The 19,106-nt window shown below is 43.7% G+C and carries 19 protein-coding genes; 14 read left to right on the forward strand and 5 right to left on the reverse strand.

Translation table 11 applies throughout. The features are described 5' to 3' along the window. Nucleotides 1-3: 3 nt before the first annotated feature. Complete coding sequence (locus FQV26_RS07105) at nucleotides 4-903, reverse strand: hydroxymethylglutaryl-CoA lyase (RefSeq protein ID WP_146556724.1); 900 nt, start codon at nucleotides 901-903, stop codon at nucleotides 4-6. Nucleotides 904-984: 81 nt separating this feature from the next. On the opposite strand from FQV26_RS07105, the gene FQV26_RS07110 reads away from it, so the two are divergent. Both FQV26_RS07110 and FQV26_RS07115 read left to right on the forward strand, forming a co-directional pair. After that, nucleotides 985-2,169 carry an acetyl-CoA C-acetyltransferase gene (locus tag FQV26_RS07110; protein ID WP_146556726.1) on the forward strand — a complete coding sequence of 395 codons (1,185 nt, stop codon included), beginning with the start codon at nucleotides 985-987 and terminating at the stop codon, nucleotides 2,167-2,169. Nucleotides 2,170-2,182: 13 nt separating this feature from the next. Further along, on the forward strand, nucleotides 2,183-2,392 hold the full coding sequence (locus FQV26_RS07115; RefSeq protein WP_146556729.1) for a DUF3886 domain-containing protein: 210 nt from the start codon (nucleotides 2,183-2,185) through the stop codon (nucleotides 2,390-2,392). A gap of 120 nt (nucleotides 2,393-2,512) precedes the next feature. Here FQV26_RS07115 and FQV26_RS07120 read toward each other — a convergent pair whose 3' ends face one another. Together FQV26_RS07120 and FQV26_RS07125 are read right to left on the reverse strand one after the other, a co-directional pair. Further along, nucleotides 2,513-3,709, reverse strand: a complete 1,197-nt coding sequence (locus FQV26_RS07120; protein WP_146556730.1) for an MFS transporter — start codon at nucleotides 3,707-3,709, stop codon at nucleotides 2,513-2,515. Between the two features lie 164 nt (nucleotides 3,710-3,873). Continuing rightward, complete coding sequence (locus FQV26_RS07125) at nucleotides 3,874-6,207, reverse strand: S-layer homology domain-containing protein (RefSeq protein ID WP_146556732.1); 2,334 nt, start codon at nucleotides 6,205-6,207, stop codon at nucleotides 3,874-3,876. A 368-nt stretch (nucleotides 6,208-6,575) separates the two neighbouring features. Here FQV26_RS07125 and FQV26_RS07130 point away from each other — a divergent pair, with 368 nt between their 5' ends. Next, complete coding sequence (locus FQV26_RS07130; RefSeq protein ID WP_261384272.1) at nucleotides 6,576-7,619, forward strand: zinc-binding alcohol dehydrogenase family protein; 1,044 nt, start codon at nucleotides 6,576-6,578, stop codon at nucleotides 7,617-7,619. Nucleotides 7,620-7,738: 119 nt separating this feature from the next. On the opposite strand, the gene FQV26_RS07135 is transcribed toward FQV26_RS07130, so the two are convergent. Further along, the gene (locus FQV26_RS07135; protein ID WP_146556736.1) at nucleotides 7,739-8,641 is read right to left on the reverse strand and encodes an aldo/keto reductase; all 903 of its coding nucleotides are present in this window, start codon (nucleotides 8,639-8,641) and stop codon (nucleotides 7,739-7,741) included. 79 nt (nucleotides 8,642-8,720) lie between these two features. Here FQV26_RS07135 and FQV26_RS07140 point away from each other — a divergent pair, with 79 nt between their 5' ends. The 7 genes from FQV26_RS07140 to FQV26_RS07170 all read left to right on the forward strand — a co-directional run bounded on the left by FQV26_RS07140 (nucleotide 8,721) and on the right by FQV26_RS07170 (nucleotide 15,407). Next, on the forward strand, nucleotides 8,721-9,272 hold the full coding sequence (locus FQV26_RS07140; protein WP_146556738.1) for an NUDIX domain-containing protein: 552 nt from the start codon (nucleotides 8,721-8,723) through the stop codon (nucleotides 9,270-9,272). 104 nt (nucleotides 9,273-9,376) lie between these two features. Then, nucleotides 9,377-9,838, forward strand: coding sequence for a ferric iron uptake transcriptional regulator (gene fur, locus FQV26_RS07145; protein WP_006829823.1), 462 nt, complete (start codon nucleotides 9,377-9,379; stop codon nucleotides 9,836-9,838). A gap of 99 nt (nucleotides 9,839-9,937) precedes the next feature. Beyond that, entirely contained in the window at nucleotides 9,938-10,840 is a 903-nt protein-coding gene (xerD, locus tag FQV26_RS07150) for a site-specific tyrosine recombinase XerD (protein ID WP_146556740.1), read from the forward strand. 68 nt (nucleotides 10,841-10,908) lie between these two features. Continuing rightward, nucleotides 10,909-12,096, forward strand: a complete 1,188-nt coding sequence (deoB, locus tag FQV26_RS07155; RefSeq protein WP_146556742.1) for a phosphopentomutase — start codon at nucleotides 10,909-10,911, stop codon at nucleotides 12,094-12,096. 74 nt (nucleotides 12,097-12,170) lie between these two features. Next, nucleotides 12,171-13,475 (forward strand): pyrimidine-nucleoside phosphorylase, encoded by a 1,305-nt coding sequence (locus FQV26_RS07160; RefSeq protein ID WP_146556743.1) that lies wholly within the window; start codon nucleotides 12,171-12,173, stop codon nucleotides 13,473-13,475. A 69-nt stretch (nucleotides 13,476-13,544) separates the two neighbouring features. Next, nucleotides 13,545-14,867, forward strand: coding sequence for a diaminopimelate decarboxylase (gene lysA / locus FQV26_RS07165; protein ID WP_146556745.1), 1,323 nt, complete (start codon nucleotides 13,545-13,547; stop codon nucleotides 14,865-14,867). A 180-nt stretch (nucleotides 14,868-15,047) separates the two neighbouring features. After that, a complete protein-coding gene (locus tag FQV26_RS07170) occupies nucleotides 15,048-15,407 on the forward strand; it encodes a GNAT family N-acetyltransferase (RefSeq protein WP_146556747.1) in 360 nt (119 codons plus the stop codon). A gap of 1 nt (nucleotide 15,408) precedes the next feature. On the opposite strand, the gene FQV26_RS07175 is transcribed toward FQV26_RS07170, so the two are convergent. After that, nucleotides 15,409-15,909, reverse strand: coding sequence for a DUF309 domain-containing protein (locus FQV26_RS07175; RefSeq protein ID WP_146556749.1), 501 nt, complete (start codon nucleotides 15,907-15,909; stop codon nucleotides 15,409-15,411). Between the two features lie 83 nt (nucleotides 15,910-15,992). Here FQV26_RS07175 and FQV26_RS07180 point away from each other — a divergent pair, with 83 nt between their 5' ends. The 4 genes from FQV26_RS07180 (at nucleotide 15,993) to resA (ending at nucleotide 19,098) form a co-directional block, all read left to right on the forward strand. Beyond that, nucleotides 15,993-16,766, forward strand: a complete 774-nt coding sequence (locus tag FQV26_RS07180) for a segregation/condensation protein A (protein ID WP_146556751.1) — start codon at nucleotides 15,993-15,995, stop codon at nucleotides 16,764-16,766. Further along, entirely contained in the window at nucleotides 16,744-17,334 is a 591-nt protein-coding gene (gene scpB / locus FQV26_RS07185) for an SMC-Scp complex subunit ScpB (RefSeq protein WP_146556753.1), read from the forward strand. Before FQV26_RS07180 ends, scpB begins: the two co-directional genes overlap by 23 nt. A 381-nt stretch (nucleotides 17,335-17,715) precedes the next feature. Beyond that, the gene (locus FQV26_RS07190) at nucleotides 17,716-18,447 is read left to right on the forward strand and encodes a pseudouridine synthase (protein ID WP_146556755.1); all 732 of its coding nucleotides are present in this window, start codon (nucleotides 17,716-17,718) and stop codon (nucleotides 18,445-18,447) included. Between the two features lie 90 nt (nucleotides 18,448-18,537). Beyond that, nucleotides 18,538-19,098, forward strand: a complete 561-nt coding sequence (resA, locus tag FQV26_RS07195; RefSeq protein WP_146556757.1) for a thiol-disulfide oxidoreductase ResA — start codon at nucleotides 18,538-18,540, stop codon at nucleotides 19,096-19,098. Nucleotides 19,099-19,106 lie beyond the last annotated feature (8 nt).

The following is a 19,106-nucleotide window of genomic DNA, read 5'->3' on the forward strand; positions in this document are numbered from 1 at the left end:
CCCTTAAGCCTTGGTTTTGTATAAAGTGTACATACCGGTAACAACCGGATTGGTGACATGTGGTTCAATTTTTTTGATCGCCTGGCATAGGAGATCTAAATCAATTCCTGTCTGAACATCCATTTGGTGAAGCATATTGACGACGTCCTCTGTTGCTACGTTTCCGGTAGCGCCAGGAGCGAACGGGCAGCCTCCAAGACCCCCTGCAGAAGCGTCAAAGCGTGTCACCCCGGCTTGCAGCGCTGCTGTAATATTGGCTAATGCCATTCGGCGGGTATCATGAAAATGTGCAGTCATTAATACCTCCGGAAAGGCTTCAATTAAATCACTGAATAAATCGTAGCTTTCCTTCGGATTCGCCATACCGATTGTATCGGCTACACTCAACTCGTCGACTCCCCATTCTACAAACTGACGGCAAAGCTCTAAAGTGGCTTCTGGTGATACAGCACCTTCGAATGGGCAATAAAATGCAGTGGAGATGCAGGCGCGTACGAAAACGCCTTGTTCTTTCAAATCAAGGATCAGAGGCTTCAGAGCTTCCATACTCTCCTCAGTTGTCTTGTTGATGTTTTTCTTATTGAAAGTATTGGAAACACCGACAAAGACCGCAAGAGACTGCGCACCAGATTCACGGGCGGCTTTAATGCCGCGTTCATTCGGTGTCAGGACAAATTGCCGGCCGGATTTGTGTGCGGAAGCGACTATTTCTTTGGCATCGGCCATTTGAGGCACCCATTTTGGTGACACGAACGAAGTTAATTCCATTTCCTGTATTCCGGCTTCCTGTAATGCTGCTATAAATTCAAGTTTGTTTTCTGTCTTCACAAGTTTTGATTCATTTTGCAGGCCATCCCGTGGCCCCACCTCGATTATCGTTGCATTGTTTGGTAAACTGAACATAGTATCCCCCCTGCTTTCCATTGTATATAGGGGAGGGATAAAAGAGCAACTAACAGACAATCACTCAAGGGGGAAAAGTACATGTCTCAAGAAATTGTAATTGTAAGCGCTGTCCGTACAGCGGTAGGTTCGTTCCAAGGAGCATTAAAAGATGTGCCGGCAACACAATTAGGGGCAATCGTCATTAAAGAGGCAATTGAACGTGCTGGGATACAAAGCGATCAGGTGTCTGAAGTCATTATGGGGAATGTACTTCAGGCCGGTCTTGGTCAAAATCCGGCGCGTCAAGCATCAATACATGCAGGTCTTCCGGAAACCGTTCCAGCAATGACTATCAACAAAGTTTGTGGGTCTGGATTAAAATCCATACAGTTGGCTTATCAGGCGATTTACGCTGGAGATGCGGATATTGTTGTAGCAGGAGGTATGGAGAATATGAGCCGAGCGCCTTATTTGATGGAAAATGCTCGCAGTGGTTTCCGTATGGGCGATCAGAAAGTTGTCGACAGTATGCTGGTGGATGGATTGATGTGTGCATTCAATGATTATCATATGGGTGTCACAGCGGAAAACTTATGTGACCGTTACGAGATTACCCGTGAAGAACAGGATAAATTTGCTGCACGTTCACAAGCGCGTGCAACAGCAGCAGTCGATTCCGGCAGATTCAATGATGAAATCGTACCGGTGGAAATTCCTCAGCGCAAAGGGGATCCGATGCTCTTCAAAGCAGATGAATATGTCAAGAGTGATTCAAATGAAGAACGGTTAGGAAAGCTGCGTCCAGCTTTCAAAAAAGAAGGCAGCGTAACTGCCGGAAATGCTTCAGGCATCAATGATGGGGCAGCAGCAGTGGTGGTCATGTCGAAAGCAAAAGCGGACGAGCTTGGCCTTACACCGCTGGCAACGGTAGTGGCAAACGGCAGTGCAGGCGTTGATCCGGCTGTCATGGGCATTGGCCCTGTAGAAGCAGTAAAAAATGCATTAAAAAAAGCTGATATGTCACTTGAAGATATTGAGTTGATTGAAGCGAATGAAGCGTTTGCTGCGCAATCAATTGCGGTTGACCGCGAACTGAAATTCAATCATGATATACTTAATGTCAACGGCGGAGCAATTGCAATTGGCCACCCGATTGGTGCAAGCGGAACGCGCATTTTTGTCACTTTGCTGCATGAAATGATCAAACGTGATGCCAAGACGGGTCTGGCGACTTTATGTATCGGCGGTGGACAGGGGATAGCAACAGTAATCAAACGTCCTTAAGGAGAGAGAAGTTATGGCTAAAAGAAAAGAAGAGTCCACTAGTGTTTTGTCTGAAGACATTTTGGCGAAACTGAAAGAAACGAAAAAAGAGTTACTGAAAGAAGAGCAAAAGCTCGAAGAAGAAAAAGAAGCCCAGCGCCTGTTTGAGCGTAAAGAACGCGAAAAGAACTTGTCATTTGCAGAATTGCTGGAGCGGCATGGAGATAAAGGCGATAAATTTTAATAGATGATGTGGATTCTGCATGGAACATCAGTTTTTCAAAAGCTTTGTCTTAACCCCAAACAACCAACTCAATTAAAAATGAGTTGGTTGTTTTTGTTTCGGAAAAAGAAGCTGTGGCTGTTAAAACTCGTTGACTTTAGTTGCCCCATATCTCGTTTTTAATACCAGAGAGAGAATGAAAATAATAAAAGCTAACAAAAGTGAGAGCGAAAGAGCGGATTGTTCGCCAAAATGGCTGATGACGTACGTATAAATGATGGGTGAAACAGCCGACAATAGAAAACCGGGCACCAATAGTTTCCCAACAAGTGTTCCATAGGTGTTATGGTCAAATAAAACCAACGGCAGTGTTCCTCTAGTAATGGTCATCAGCCCATTGCCAGCTCCAAAAAGAAATGCAAATAGCAAAGCCGCTGTGAGAAACTGACCACTGAACAGTCCGCCGATAAAGCCCAAAGGCAACAAGGCAGAAGCTAAAATTGTTAATGAAGTTGGATGAAGGCGAGCACCAAATAGCACTTCGCAGACACGGGCAAAGGATTGGCCGATTCCGCGAAGAGTTGAAATCCATACCGAAAGAGCGGCCGTAAGACCAAGGCCTGCCAGAATGGTGATCATGTGTGTTGACATGGCAGAATTCAAAAAGTTCAAAAGCGTAAAAATGAATGCGTATAAGCTGCCGGCGATTCGCTGTTCCTTGATTGTTGTGGCAGCCGGAAGTAATAAGGACATTTCAATAGTTTCAGATTTTTGATGTTCTTCAAATCGGCCTCTGGGAAGCGATAGATGAAGAGGAATGGTCAATAGGGCGAAGCCAGCATAAATCAAGAGAGCTGCCCGCCAACCAAAGGTTTCCCCTAAAAAGAAACCAATCGGCCAGAAAACGCTGGAGGCCAATCCGCCTAATAGGGTGATTTGAGAGATTGGACGCTTTGCATGTACGCCGCCTATACGCGCCAGCGTAGCAAAAGCGGCATCATAGAGGCTTAAGCGCATTGCAAATCCTAAGAGCATCCAAGAGGCATAATATACACCAATAGAATAAGAAACGGCGATTCCGCCACAGCCCAGTGCCAGTAGAACAGAACCGACAGTCATAACAACCCTGCCGCCGTGCCGATCGATTAAGCGGCCGGTAAGAGGTGAGGTAAAAGCCATGATTAACAGAGCGGCTGAAAATCCGCCAAAGACACTGGCTTCGCTCCAATCCAAATCTTCGGCAATTTGTACACCGAAAGCCGCTATGAGGTAATAAGAAATCCCCCAGCAGACCAATTGAGAAAGACCAAGTGAAATGACTGTTTGACGGGTGATCATAGCGGGTCTGCCTCCTTAGCACAAAAAGACTCTAAACTTATTTTTATTAATTCCATTATAGGGTTTTTAACGGTTTAGTTGTGCCAGTTGCTGTTAAAAAATTGTTATCTCATAAAAAAACAACAAGAAAAAAAGCCTGCAGTTGCAGGCTCTTTTTCCAAAGATTAGTGTTTCTCGTCGTATTCCAATGCTCTGTCCATAAAGACAGCGAATTCTGCTCTTGTTACATCCGCTGTTGGATTGAATTTTCCATCAGGGGAACCGACTGTGATTCCAGCGGCATAGAGCGCGTCGATAAATGGATCAGACCATCCGTTTTTGTCGACGTCCGGGAATTTGTGAGAACCATCCGCTTTAATTTCAAATGCTGTCACCAAAACCTTTGCCATTTCTTGGCGAGTCAGCTTGCTTTTCGGATTAAATAGATTGTTGTAGCCTTCGAAAATTCCAGCACGTTGAGTTGCAGTAATTTGGTCGAAATACACATGCGATTTGGGAACATCGATGAAAGCTTTAAACGGCAATTTGTTCTCTAATGTTAGGGCACGGTCGAACATAAGAGCAACGTGCATACGCTGAATCCCATCTCTCCACTTGAAGGTGCCGTCTGAATGCCCTTCGATCACGCCTTTCGCTGCCATCCGCTCAATTGCATCGTAAGCCCAATCTGGCTTTTCAGGTGTCACATCTGGGAACGTTGGAGTGCTTGGAACTGGATCAGGGTCCGGAGTTGGTTCCGGTTCTGTTGATCCTGTCGTAAATTGATAAATTGGCGACTTGTCGCTTTCACCGGCACTATTCGTCATGTTCATGTACCAGTGATATGTGGTGTTTTTGCTAAGGCCTTTCCATACGGCAGAAGCGGTCTCGCCGGATTTCAAATCTTTATCTTGACCTATCAATTGATTGGTATAGACATTCACTGCCATGTAATCTGTTTCGATTTGTCTTGGATTTTCTTTAGCTTTTACATCGGCTAAATCGAAGTTTGCTGTGAAGCTTTCTTTTGCTTGCTCGAATTGATCAAAATCATAATCGTTAAGATAAGGGGAGTAAGACACAAAATCCAATGTTTCGTCAGTTGGATCGAATGTCAGCATCTTCAGATACCCTTGTCCGCGGTCAGGAGCGGTATTTCCCTGATGATTTGCCAAAACTTCCAATACTTCGCGATCTGAGCCGTCTTCATTTTTTATTTGTTTCACTCGATAGTTTGCACCATGATGGTGTCCACTGAGTACCATCTTGACGTTTTCATTTGGATTGACAATTTCTCTGCTTACAACTCGAGCCTCATCAGTCACGTATTGAGCCAGCGAGTTGATGTTTTCATGCATGCCGACAATAGCGTTGCGGTTCGAATGCTCTTTCAGAACTTTATTTGCCCAAGCGACAGTTTCGGCTGATCCGTCTCTGCCAAAACCAAGGTAAAGGAAAATGAAGTCATGATCACCGAATGAGAACAAGTCATAGTGGTTTTGGTTCTCATCATTCATCGCTTCACCAAACCATGGCTTGTCTTTGAAACGATCGATTCCAGCATATCTAGCGAAAATTGTGTAATCATAGGTCTTGTTAAGCTTATCAATGACGACATCATGGTTTCCTGCCAGTACACCATATGGGATATTGGCTTCGTCCAGTCGATTCATGTTTTCATCGGCAACTTTCCACTGAGCCTCATCAAGTACTTCGTTGACTAGGTCGCCGGTATGCATGGCGTATTCGTAACTTCCTTTTTTATACTCTTCAATCATCCAATCAGTCATGGAAGTCCAGACTTCAGGGTAATCCTGTGCATAATATTGGGTATCGGTAAACCATACCATAGAAAAATCTTTGTCTTTAGAATCTGTAACCGTACCAGAATCGTGAACCATTGCCTGGACTTTGCCATCTTTGACGAATCTTTCAATTTCAATTTCGGCGGATAGGACAATCTTATCGTTATTCGCATTTCCCTGAGTTTGGCTTAAAGCTACCCAGTTTCCAGCTTTATAATCCCAAGCAGATAAGTTTGCTAAACCAGTCGATAGCGTTTTACCTTCCCAGTAGAGTTCAATCACATTGCCTGCAGCCAAATCCTTCGATACATCAACTACGAAGCGCTGGGAAGGAAAGCCGTTGCTGCTTTTAGTCACGGCTGTCTTGCCATCGTTAGCGGCCATAGCATCCATCTGCTCTTTTGTTAGAGGTGCAGCGTTTGTTTGGATCGGGACAGAGATTGGATTATCAGCCGAGTCATTTACAAAACCGGATATGCTGTTGCTGCCAGCAAAATCGTATGTAAATCCTTTTTTGAAATCAACCGTTTTAATGTCTGCTCCTGTCGAATCTTTAACTAGAGCCTCCAGCGTAGGGGTTAAACTGACATTTGTCGCATAGTCTGCCGGTTTAACGTTTGTAGGTTCCTCGAGGCTGCTTGCCGCCATTGGAGTCAAAGCACCTGTTAATACTAAAGCTACAGCGGCGGTAGTGGTGAAAATTTTCTTTATCATCTTTTGTCCTCCTTTGGTGGGCCTTACTTGTCATTTATGAAAACTCCCAAGTTCCCTTGAGAAATAAGCATAATAGACTAGTGGCGTAGGTAATAATATTCTTTATAAACATTATTGTTGAACCTATTTATTCATAATACCAAAAAAAAAATAAAAAACAACTTAATTTTCCATATTTTTAGAATATTTAATAATCATTTGTGTGTCATTTAGCTTATAGCCTTTAGACACACGCTTTGTAAACCGAAAGCCACAAAAAAAATTTGAGAAATATAAAAGCAGAGGTTTTGAATCAGAACAGATAGACGGTTACAATGAGTACTGATTCAATTTCTATTTATTAATTTCTAGAAATGAGGCGATTAGATTTGAGCCAGGAGAAAATGACAGCATTAGGATTCTATAAACCAGGTTCGAAAACAGCAGCACCAAATTTCGAGGCTGTTGAAATTGATAGACCAAAAGCGACGGGGAGAAATCTCCTGATTGAAGTGCGTGCCATCTCGGTCAATCCGACAGATTTACGGACCCGGGATGCTAAATCTCAAGATGATCCATCCTTAACCATTGTTGGCCGTGATGCTTCTGGGGTCGTATTAGAAGTGGGTGAAGACTGCAGTTTATTCAAGGTAGGCGATGAAGTTTTTTATGCAGGAACGAGCAATATTCCAGGCAGTTTAAGTGAAGTTCAGTTGGTTGATGAACGGATTGTTGGGAAAAAGCCAAAAAGAATCGGTTTTTCTGAAGCTGCCGCATTGCCTTTAACAAGTCTTACAGCTTCTGAAGCGCTTTTTGACCGGCTTGGGGTATCAAGAGAAGCAGCTGACAATAAAGAAAAGGTGATCCTGATCGTCGGAGCAGCCGGAGGCGTAGGATCAATTGCAACACAAATTGCTAAACTGGCAGGACTTACGGTTGTTGGGACGGCATCCCGCAAAGAATCCAGAGAGTGGGCACTGGATCATGGAGCAGATCATGTTATCAATCATCATGAAGCATTTGAACCGCAATTAGCTGAATTGGGGATTCGAGGAATGCATTATATTTTTTGTTTAACAAATGTGGATGATCATATGGAGAGCATGGCGACAAATATCCTGCCACAAGGTAAAATCTGCTCGATCTTGCCAGCGCAAAAACCGCTGCATCCTCAACTTTTTTTGAAATCTGTCACTTTTGTTTACGAACTGATGTACACACGTTCTGTGTTTCAGACAGAAGATATGGCTTCTCAGCATCTTATTTTGATGCAACTGGCTAATTGGGTGGATAGTGGGAAGATTCGTTCGACCATGACGAAAAAATTGTCCCCTCTAAGCCCGTTAACATTAACAGAGGCTTACGAAAATTTACTGACAGGGAAGACTATTGGTAAGATTGTGGTTGAAGGCCCGATAAAAAATAAAAATTGATTTTGTTTTATAGAATAGGTAAATGAATTGAGAAATGCATAAAAGGCAGGGGCTGCTCTTCTTCATGAGCCGTCCCTGCCTTTGATTTTAAAATTCTATTTTGGATCCAGTGAGAGACTTTACTCTCTGTGCTCCTGATAAATATCCTGGCGTGTAAGCGCTTTTGCCTCTTTGATTTGTTCGGAGGTAACTGGAGTTTCATATGCTTTAATAGTGGATTTGATTTGATCTGCCGAGCTGGCGCCTGCGACAACGGAGGCGATTGTATCGTGCTCCAGTACGTTTTGCAATGCTAAGGCGTGTAAGTTATCGTGAATTTCCAACAATTTCTCCAAGGTAACTTTCAAGTCAGCGGAACTATAGTTTAAGTAGCCATCCATTTTGTCTGCCCGTCGAAGTCCTTCGCCTGTCAATAAACCTTTTGCCAAGGTGCCTCGAGTGACCACCGACTTGCCGGCTTGGCCGATGACATCCAGCAGTTCTTCCGGACGTCGGTCCAATAAACTATATTGCATCATGATGGAGGCAACATTACTTTTGTCCAAAAACCGGTTGATGACATTGGGGCGGATCGAAGAGATGCCATAGGCACGGATCAATCCTTCTTTTTTCAACTCTTCAAAAGCATCGATGGTTTCTTCGGTATCGTCAGAAATCATCCCTCCGTGCAGTTGGTACAAGTCGATGTAATCCGTTTGCAGCCGTTTTAAACTCGAATGAATTTGTTGTTTAATATATGCTTTTGTCGGATTCCATTTCACCTCATCGGTGTCAACATCCCATTGATTGCCTACTTTGGTAGCTAAAACAATGTCTTGGCGCCGGCGCTTTAATGCTTCTCCGACCACTTCTTCATTTCTGCCCTTATTATACAAATCCGCAGTATCGAAATAATTGATGCCCTGGGCAATTGCTTCTTCAACAATTAAGCTTGCTTCTGCTGCATCTGTCGGCAACGACATGCAGCCCAGACCGATTTCACTTACCTCAATTCCACTGTTGCCTAATAAACTTTTTTTCATTTCTCCACCTCATTTAGTCTGTCGTATCTAATATGGTATACTTTTCCTCAGAGAAACCACAAATGAAAAGAGGATTCCAATGAAAAAATTTGAAGAAAAGACCATTCATTCCAATCGACTATATGAGGGGAAGATTATCAACTTGAAAGTTGATGATGTGTCACTTCCTAATGGACACACATCGAAACGGGAACTGATTGAACATCCAGGAGCCGTTGCCATCATCGCCATTACACCGGAAAATAAAATTATTATGGTCGAACAATACCGGAAAGCATTAGAGCGGTCTCTCGTAGAAATTCCTGCCGGGAAGTTAGAGCCGGGGGAAGCTCCTGAATATACCGCGATGCGTGAGTTGGAAGAAGAAACAGGGTATACAGCGGAGAAGCTGGTAAAAATACAAACTTTCGCCACTTCGCCTGGATTTGCAGATGAAGTCGTGCATTTGTTTGCGGCTGAAGGGTTGAGCAAAGCGACAAATGGTGCTGTCCTGGACGACGATGAATTTGTAGAATTGATGGAAGTGTCGATCGAGGAAGCGGAACAAATGGTCACAGATGAAAGAATCTATGACGCAAAAACTGCATTTGCTGTTTTGTGGGCAAAGCAGCGCATGTCAATTGAGAATTGAAACTGTTATCACTTTGTAACGATTCTAATTAAAGAACAGAGAGTATTGTTGTAATTGAGAACTCCCTTTTGATATAATAAAGGCAGTTTGAGGGAGGGCGTCGCATGGAAACCAGAATTGATCGGATTAAAAAGCAATTACACGCTGCGAGTTACAAATTGACGCCACAGCGTGAAGCGACAGTTCGAGTTTTGTTAGACCATGAAGAAGACCATTTAAGTGCAGAAGACGTCTATCTTTTAGTGAAAGACATCGCACCGGAAATCGGATTGGCTACTGTATACCGGACATTAGAACTTTTAACAGAATTGAAAATTGTCGACAAAATAAATTTTGGTGATGGCGTGTCGCGTTACGATTTGCGTCAAGAAGGCGCAGCACATTTTCACCATCACCTAGTCTGCCTTGAATGTGGAGCTGTGGATGAAATACAGGAAGACCTATTGGAAGATGTGGAGAATATAGTTGAGAAACGTTGGAATTTCCAAATTAAAGACCACCGTCTTACTTTCCATGGCATCTGCTGGCGCTGCAATGACAGCAGCTCCCAAAACCCATCAGAATAACTGATGCCAAAAGGACGGCCCATAACTGGCCGTCCTTTTTTAATGGAAAAATGGAAGTGCTATCAGGATATTGACCATTCACAAAAAGGAGGTAGACGCATGAATTTCGGCAAAGATGCACTCGACGATTACATCCATTTTCTGCGTGTCGAAAGACAGCTGGCGGACAATACGTTATCGTCATATGAACGGGATCTGAAAGCCTATCTGCAATATCTAAAAAAAGTGGAACAGCTGGAATCTCTAAGTAAAGTCGAACGTGTACATATATTGAATCATTTGCGCCATTTGAAAGAAACGACAAAAACATCACGAACGGTAGCACGGCATATTTCGTCAATCCGTTCTTTCCACCAATTCCTGATTCGCGAAAGAATAGTCGAAACCGATCCTACTGTTCATCTGGAAATGCCCCAAATGGACAAAAAGCTACCGAATATCCTGTCGATTGAAGAAGTGGATGCTTTAATACAAGCACCCGCCACCAATAAAGCAAACGGCTTGCGAGATCAGGCCATGCTTGAATTACTGTATGCCAGCGGAATGCGTGTCAGTGAGTGCATCAATCTGGATGTGGCAGATGTCCATTTGACGATGGGTTTTGTACGCTGCACCGGAAAAGGTGGAAAAGAGCGGATTATTCCTTTAGGAAAATCAGCATTGAAATCTTGCCAAATTTATTTGGAACGAGCACGGATTGATTTGTTGAAGAGTGGTGAGAAAACGGATGCCATGTTCATCAATCAGCGCGGTAAAAGGCTTACACGCCAAGGCTTCTGGAAATTGCTCAAGCAACACGCGCAAAAAGCTGGAATTCAGAAAGAGTTGACACCGCACACGCTGCGCCATTCTTTTGCTACGCATTTGCTTGAAAACGGGGCAGATATCCGTGCAGTGCAAGAAATGTTGGGCCATGCGGACATTTCTACAACTCAAATTTATACACATGTCAGCAAAACACGTTTAAAAGATGTTTATTCACAATTTCATCCACGCGCTTAAAAGAGGTCTGACTTCCGACAAGGGGAAGCAATGTGGTAAAATGAAAACGAAAATAAGGAGGAAGACTTATGACAATCAAACCATTCAAACGCGTTCATTTAGTAGTATTGGATTCAGTTGGCATCGGCGAAGCGCCGGACGCTGAAGCCTTTGGAGATACAGGTTCAGATACACTTGGCCATATTGCAGAAGCTGTAGGCGGACTCAATATGCCGAACATGGAAAAATTAGGCCTTGCCAACATCGTTCCTGTGAAAGGGCTTGCAGCTGAAGAAGTGCCAGCAGCTTATTACGGAAAATTGCAGGAAGCTTCAGTCGGAAAAGACACCATGACAGGCCATTGGGAAATCATGGGCTTGAATATCGACACGCCTTTCAAAGTCTATCCGGAAGGTTTCCCTGAAGAGTTGATCAAGCAACTGGAAGAAAAGACTGGCCGCAAGGTTTTGGGAAATAAACCCGCAAGCGGTACTGAAATTTTGGATGAACTTGGCCAGCAGCATATGGAGACGGGAGCAATTATTGTTTACACATCTGCTGATCCGGTTCTGCAGATTGCTGCACACGAAGAAATCGTTCCGTTGGAAGAGCTTTACCGTATTTGTGAAATTGCCCGCGAATTAACATTGGAGCCGGAATACCTGGTTGGCCGCGTCATAGCGCGTCCTTTCCTGGGACAGCCCGGAGCCTTCAAGCGGACATCGAACCGCCATGACTATGCCTTGGCGCCATTTGAACGGACCGTCATGAACGAGTTGAAGGATGGCGGAAAAGACGTCATCGCCATCGGGAAGATTGATGATATTTACAATGGTGCAGGTGTCACAAAAGCTCTGCGCACAAAAGATAATATGGATGGCATGGATAAACTTGTTCAAGTTGTAGGAGAAGATTTTATTGGATTAAGCTTCCTGAACCTTGTGGACTTTGATGCACTTTATGGCCATCGCAGAGATCCGAAAGGTTATGGGGACGCACTGGAGGCATTTGACCTTCGTTTGCCTGAAGTTTTGGAGAAGATGCAGCAAGACGATCTATTGATCATCACGGCCGACCATGGCAATGATCCAACATTCCCAGGTACGGATCATACGCGTGAATATGTTCCACTTTTGGCTTACTCTCCACGCTTCGCGAAAGGCGATCAACTGGAAACTGGAAAGACCTTCTCGGATATCGGCGCTACGATTGCTGACAACTTTTCAGTAGCCTTACCTAAATTCGGCAAAAGCTTTTTGAACCGCTTAAACGGATGATTGCAACTGGTTGTATAACGATGTAATAAGAAGTTAACTTGATCTAAAATTAAACTAAGAAGGCGGTAGTGTTCATGAGAATGGTAGATTTGATTGAAAAGAAAAGAGACGGCAATGAGTTATCGACTGAAGAGATAAAGTTTATCATTACGGGCTATACAAATGGAGATATTGAAGATTACCAGATGAGCGCTTTCTTAATGGCTGTTTATTTTCAAAATATGACTGAACGGGAACGTGCCGATTTAACATTGGCGATGGCTGAATCAGGCGACCAAATTGATCTTTCGGCAATCGAAGGCATAAAAGTCGATAAGCATTCTACAGGTGGTGTTGGCGACACGACTACCTTGGTTCTTGGTCCCTTAGTGGCTGCATGCGGCGTTCCGGTTGCAAAAATGAGCGGCCGTGGACTTGGCCACACCGGAGGAACCATCGATAAACTGGAAGCGATCGAAGGGTTTCATATTGAACTTTCAACGGAGGATTTCATCAAGCAGGTGAATGACCATAAATTAGCTGTTGTCGGCCAAAGCGGCAATTTAACGCCTGCAGACAAAAAATTGTATGCATTGCGTGATGTGACGGGTACTGTCAATAGCATTCCCTTGATTGCCAGCTCCATCATGAGCAAAAAAATCGCAGCTGGAGCCGATGCCATCGTTCTGGATGTGAAAATTGGTGAAGGTGCATTTATGAAGACTCCGGAAGATGCCAAGGAATTGGCGCACGCTATGGTGGGCATTGGCAATGCCACTGGCCGAAAAACGATGGCCATCATTTCCGATATGAGCCAGCCTTTAGGCTTCGCCATCGGCAATGCGTTGGAAGTCAAAGAAGCGATAGAAACGCTTCAAGGCAAAGGGCCAGAAGATTTGACGGAATTGTGTATGGTACTCGGCAGCCAAATGGTCGTCGTTGGCGGAAAGGCGGAAACGCTCGAAGAAGCACGCGGTATGCTTGAAGAAGTAATCGCAAATGGACAGGCTTTGGAAATCTTCAAGCAATTTATTGAAGATCAAGGCGGCAATCCGGCGGTGGTGGATGATGTCACATTATTGCCACAAGCTAAATTCGTTACAGAAGTTCCTTCTAAAGAAGAAGGCTATATTTCATTCATGGAAGCAGATGAAATTGGAACTGCAGCCATGGTGCTGGGTGCAGGCAGAGCAACGAAAGATTCAGAAATTGATTTAGCGGTTGGCATTGTGCTTCACAAAAAAGTCGGAGACTTCGTCAAAGCTGGCGAGTCGATCGCGACAATTTACTCAAATACAGAAGAACTCGCAGAATGTTCTAAAATGATATATAATAGTATCGAATATACAAGTGAACCGGTTGAAAAAATCAAACTGATTTCAGCTTTGATAACCGATTGACAAAAAATCTTGCTGGGTAGCTGCTCAGCAAGATTTTTCACATACAGATATGATCAGGAGGGGCTTTTATTGCATTTATACGGCACACAAACAATCAATGAGCAAGGCCATTTGACGATTGGCGGCACCGATTCAGTAGAATTAGCTAAAACTTATGGGACACCTTTATACGTCTATGATATTCAGTTGTTCCGGGAACGCGCCAGAGCTTTTCAGCAAACCTTTAAAGAAGCGGGAATCGGCTATCAAGTCGCTTATGCCAGCAAAGCTTTTTCGACCATTGCAATCTACCAAGTAGCAGCAGAAGAGAACCTGTCATTGGATGTGGTTTCTGCTGGAGAACTTTACACAGCTATCAAAGCGGGATTCCCGGCAGAAAAAATTCACTTCCATGGCAATAACAAAAGTTTGGAAGAATTGCAGATGGCCTTTGAAGTCGGAATCGGCTGCATCGTCGTCGATAATTTCTACGAAATCGACTTATTAAAGAAACTTTCAGAGCAGTCCAAACGACCAATGAATATCCTGTTGCGTGTGACTCCTGGAATTGAAGCCCATACACACGATTACATCACGACCGGGCAGGAAGACTCGAAATTTGGTTTCGACTTGAAGAATGGCCAAGCGGACAATGCATTCCAGCAGACTTTTAACCATGAATATTTGAAATTGATGGGACTTCATTGCCATATCGGTTCCCAAATCTTCGATACGGGCGCATTTCAGCTTGCTGCTGAAAAACTGCTGCAAAAAATGGCGGGGTGGAAAGAGGAATTCGGCTATACATGTCCGGTATTGAACCTTGGCGGAGGCTTCGGCATCCGCTATACGGAAGAAGATGAACCACTTGAGCCAGCTGTTTACGTAAGACAGATGATTGAAACTGTTAAAAAGACTTCTGAGGCTTCTGGATACCCGATTCCAGAAATTTGGATAGAACCTGGCCGTTCATTGATTGGCGATGCTGGAACAACTCTTTATACGATTGGATCGATGAAAGAAGTGCCGGGAACACGCAAATATGCTGCAGTTGATGGAGGAATGTCGGATAACATCCGTCCTGCTTTGTACGGAGCAAAATACAGCTCTTTACTGGCCAATAAGGCTAACGCAGAACTGACCGAACAATACACAATTGCAGGGAAATGCTGTGAATCGGGAGACAAGTTGATCGAGCAAGCAAATCTGCCAGCTGCTGAACCTGGAGATCTTTTAAGTGTATTTTGTACAGGGGCTTACGGCTACGCGATGGCCAGCAATTACAACCGAATTGCGCGTCCGGCTGTAGTGTTTGTTGAAGAGGGAGTGCATCAGCTTGTTGTGAAACGTGAGACGAATGATGATTTGGTTAAACAAGATCTAACTTACTCACAGAAGGCTGTTCAGAAATGAAAAAAGGCAATATAGTTTTGCTGCTTTTTATGTTTGCAATGGCAATTGCCTGGGGAGTCGTCTACTGGGTCTTTTTTGCAGAAAATGTCACTGGCGGCTAAATAATGCTCTCTTGAGTTCTGAGGAGATCTATAGTAGTATGAGAAAAGCCGCTTTTAGACGAAAATGAGGGATTTAATTATGTTATTCAGATATAAAAAATCATTCGAGAAAATCGCTATGGGGCTGTTGTCATTCATGCCGAAAGAGCGAGAGTTAAAAAAACTGCAGCAAACCATGCATATCTATGAAGAAAATCCAGATTGGCAATTGTTCCTTTGGAAAAAAGGGGATGATTTTGTCGGGTTATTAGGTGTGGAAGTTGGCGAAGAATCCTATACGATCCATCATTTGTCGGTTAACCCATCGCACCGGGGAGACGGAATCGGCCATGAAATGGTGGATAAAATCCAAGATATCATGCAAGATCGGAAAATGCTTGCAACAGAAGAAACCGAAGCGTTTCTAAAAAAATGCCCAGTAAAAAAAGGCGGCCTTTGATCTAAAGGTTCCGCCTTTTTTTTTGTTCACGCAAGCTGATAATGGACGTACGGTCGCGCAACCTGTGCTTATGCATCAAATAATAAGGGTCCTGTTCTGTTAAAGGGTGTTCAGTGCAATAAGATTCCACGGCTTTTTTTAGTTCCTCTGAAATAACCGGGATTTCCTGGATGTAAAAAGGTTTGCGTTCTGTGACAGCTTCAATCGAATCGGTTAATATGCCAATCAGCTTTTCGTGATCAAATCCTTCGACCCAAACGCCTCCAGCAGCCAATTTGACTTTTGCTCTGATAAAAGAGCGCAAAGCCCCTGGATAATTGCTTCGGCGCCAATGATACATGCCGACTGCTAACTGGATCCAGCCGGTAAGGGGATGCATTTTATCTTTAGGAGCGATAGACTTCCAATATTCTTCGCCTACTTCGTGGCATTCAAAAAAATCTTTCTCATAATTAAAATTGATGATGTATTGAATAAACAGTGGATGTTGAAGTGGATGCATTTTGATCCCCTTTCTACTATAATAAAGGATAATTGCCCATTAATCGGGATGAATGAGTATTTTAACAGTCAGGTGGTACAGTCATGTCTTACGAAGTAAAAGTAGAGGCCTTTGAAGGCCCTCTTGATTTATTATTGCATTTAATCCACCGTTTGGAAATTGATATTTACGATATTCCTGTTTCACAGATTACTTCACAGTATATGGAACACATACGTGCGATGCAAGTTCTGGAATTAAATGAAGCGAGCGAGTATCTTGTCATGGCCGCCACTTTGCTGGCAATTAAGAGCAAAACGCTGCTTCCAGTCCATGAAGGGGAAATGGCTGAGCTTGAATACGAATTGGAAGAACAGGATCCACGGGAAGAACTAGTATCGCGCCTGGTTGAATACCGTAAATTTAAAGAGGCTTCCGAAAATCTAAAGGAACTGGAAAGCAATCGTTCCTTCATTTATACGAAAGCCCCTATGGATTTATCGGAAATTCAAGCGGCTATTCCTTATGATCAAGTGGATCTTGAAGTGAATGCATACGATATGCTTGGGGCTTTTCAGAAAATGCTGCGCCGGAAGCAATTAAAATCGCCTTTATCGGCGCGTATCGCAAGACAAGAAATTTCCATCAAGCATCAAATGACATCCATCGTCGACCAATTGAAGTTGTCAAAAGGCCGTACTTCTTTCAGCAATTTATTTCCTTCAGAAGACAAGACCGTGCTTGTCGTATCATTTTTATCGATTCTGGAGTTGATGAAACGGCAAGTAATTGGGGTTGAACAGGAAAAAAACTTTACTGACTTGATGGTGGAACTCAGAAAGGACAAGTGGGAATATGAAGACGAATCTTTCGAGTAAGATAGAGGCGCTGCTTTTTGTGGCTGGAGATGATGGACTGACGCTTAAGCAGCTTCAATTTTTGACGGAAGCGGACGATGACGAATTACAGGCTGGCATAAAAGAATTGGAAACACGCTACTCTGAATCTGTAAGCGGCATCTGCCTTAAGGAACTGGCAGGTGTCTTTCAGCTGGTGACCAAGCAGGAAGTAGCAGAAACCATTCAAAAACTGGTTGAAAATCCAACTGTCCAGGCGCTGTCTCAGGCATCGTTGGAAGTTTTAGCGATCATTGCCTATAAACAGCCGATTACTCGAGTGGAAGTTGAAGATCTTCGCGGAGTCAAAAGCGAAAAAGCCTTGCATACCTTGGCTGCTAAAGGCTTGGTTCAGGAAGCAGGGCGGGTTGAAGGAACAGGGCGGGCCATTTTGTATGGCACAACGAAAGAATTTTTGAATTACTTTGGCTTGAAAAATCTGGATGAGCTTCCGCCATTGCCTGAAGAAGCGGCAAATGATCTGGATGAAGATACAGATCTCTTCATGACCAATTTTCAGCAAACCTTCAAAGAAGAAGTGAAAGTCTAGTGTTTTTCTGGAAGACTGTGCCATTGACAGTCTTCTTTTCTTTTGAGCTTAGCGCTTTCGCTTTTCTGTGAAATGTGACATAATTCCGAGAGGAACGAACGGCATAACGAGTTATTGTAATACAGTTGCAGTACTTGGCTGGGCAAGGCCGGAGAACAGGCGCTTGCGCTTTTAGCCTGTCTGGCTTCAGCGCCTAGCCCCTCGGGGTCGTAAACAGAACCAACTATGCGGCAAAAGACGCCGCTCCGTTGATTCGGCTTACGCCTGTCGCGGCTGAACAGGCGCTTGCGCTTTTCGGCTTGTCCGGCTTCAGCTCCCGATTCTTTGGATTGGGTAGGCGCGTAGGCTTTTCGAAAAAATACTAATGAGGTGAACTTATTTATGGAAAGATTACAGAAAGTACTTGCACATGCGGGTGTGGCATCAAGACGTAAGTCAGAACAATTGATTCTGGACGGCAAAGTGAGAGTCAATGGGAAAACAGTAAAAGAATTAGGGATTAAAGTTTCAAGTACAGATAAGATCGAAGTGGAAGGCGTTCAGCTCGAAAAAGAGCAAAAAGTCTATTATTTACTGTATAAGCCGCGCGGTGTTATTTCTGCTGTTTCTGATGATAAAAATCGAAAAGTTGTAACGGACTTTTTTGGGGATATTGAAAAACGGATTTATCCTGTTGGGCGCTTGGATTATGATACATCCGGACTGTTGATTATGACCAATGACGGGGAGTTTGCAAATATGCTGACACACCCGAAGTTTGAAATTGATAAAACCTATGTCGCCCGCTTAAAAGGCATACCTGAAAGAGATGATTTGAAAAAATTGGAACGAGGCATCAAGCTCGAAGATGGTATGACGGCACCCGCTAAAGTTAAACTTCTGTCTGGTGACAAAAAGACTGGCAAAGCTATCGTGCAGATTACAATTCATGAAGGAAGAAACCGCCAAGTGCGCAGAATGTTTGAAGCAATCGGTTACCCAGTTCAAAAATTGAGCCGTGAACAATTTGCTTTTCTTACATTGCATGGCCTAAATGCAGGCGAATCGCGTGAGCTTTCTGCACACGAAGTCAAACTATTGCGCGTACTCGCAGAAACAGGCAAACGTGCCTAACGTTCACAAACACTTCAAAACTCCAGATTTGTGACTGTTTAAACTTTGTTATAATTGAGTTTGCATAATACCCTCGAAGGAGGAACAAGTATGGGTGAACAAACCAAACAAAAAAAGAGCAACAAGAAACAAAAAAGAGCTGTGATGAGAACGATCATTTTGACGCTTTTAGTAGCGGCCATTGGCTACACTATTTATAACAGCGCCACTGCCGAGGATGTCAGTATTCTTGAAGTAGGTGACAAAGCGCCTGATTTTGCCTTAGTCGATCTTGAGGGCAATACCCATAAATTATCGGATTATGAAGGCCAAGGAGTCTTTTTGAATTTCTGGGGAACATGGTGCAAACCGTGTGCAAAAGAAATGCCAGCCATGGATCGGCAATATGAAGCCTTCTCAAATGATGGCGTTCAAGTGCTTGCAGTAAACATTGCTCAATCAGATTTTGAAGTCCAATCTTTCGCTGATCAATACGGCTTGTCTTTTCCAGTAGTGATTGATAAAACAAAAAGTGTGATGACGGCCTATAATATCAGGCCTTTGCCAACCACTGTGCTTGTTAATCCGGAAGGAAACATCGAGCGCATCATTACGGGTGAAATGACGGAACAGGATATTGAAGGGTTTATGGAAGAAATCAAACCTGAATAAGGAGATTT

Origin of the sequence: Planococcus sp. CPCC 101016 (assembly GCF_007859295.1) — a bacterium.
Taxonomy (GTDB): Bacteria; Bacillota; Bacilli; order Bacillales_A; family Planococcaceae; genus Planococcus.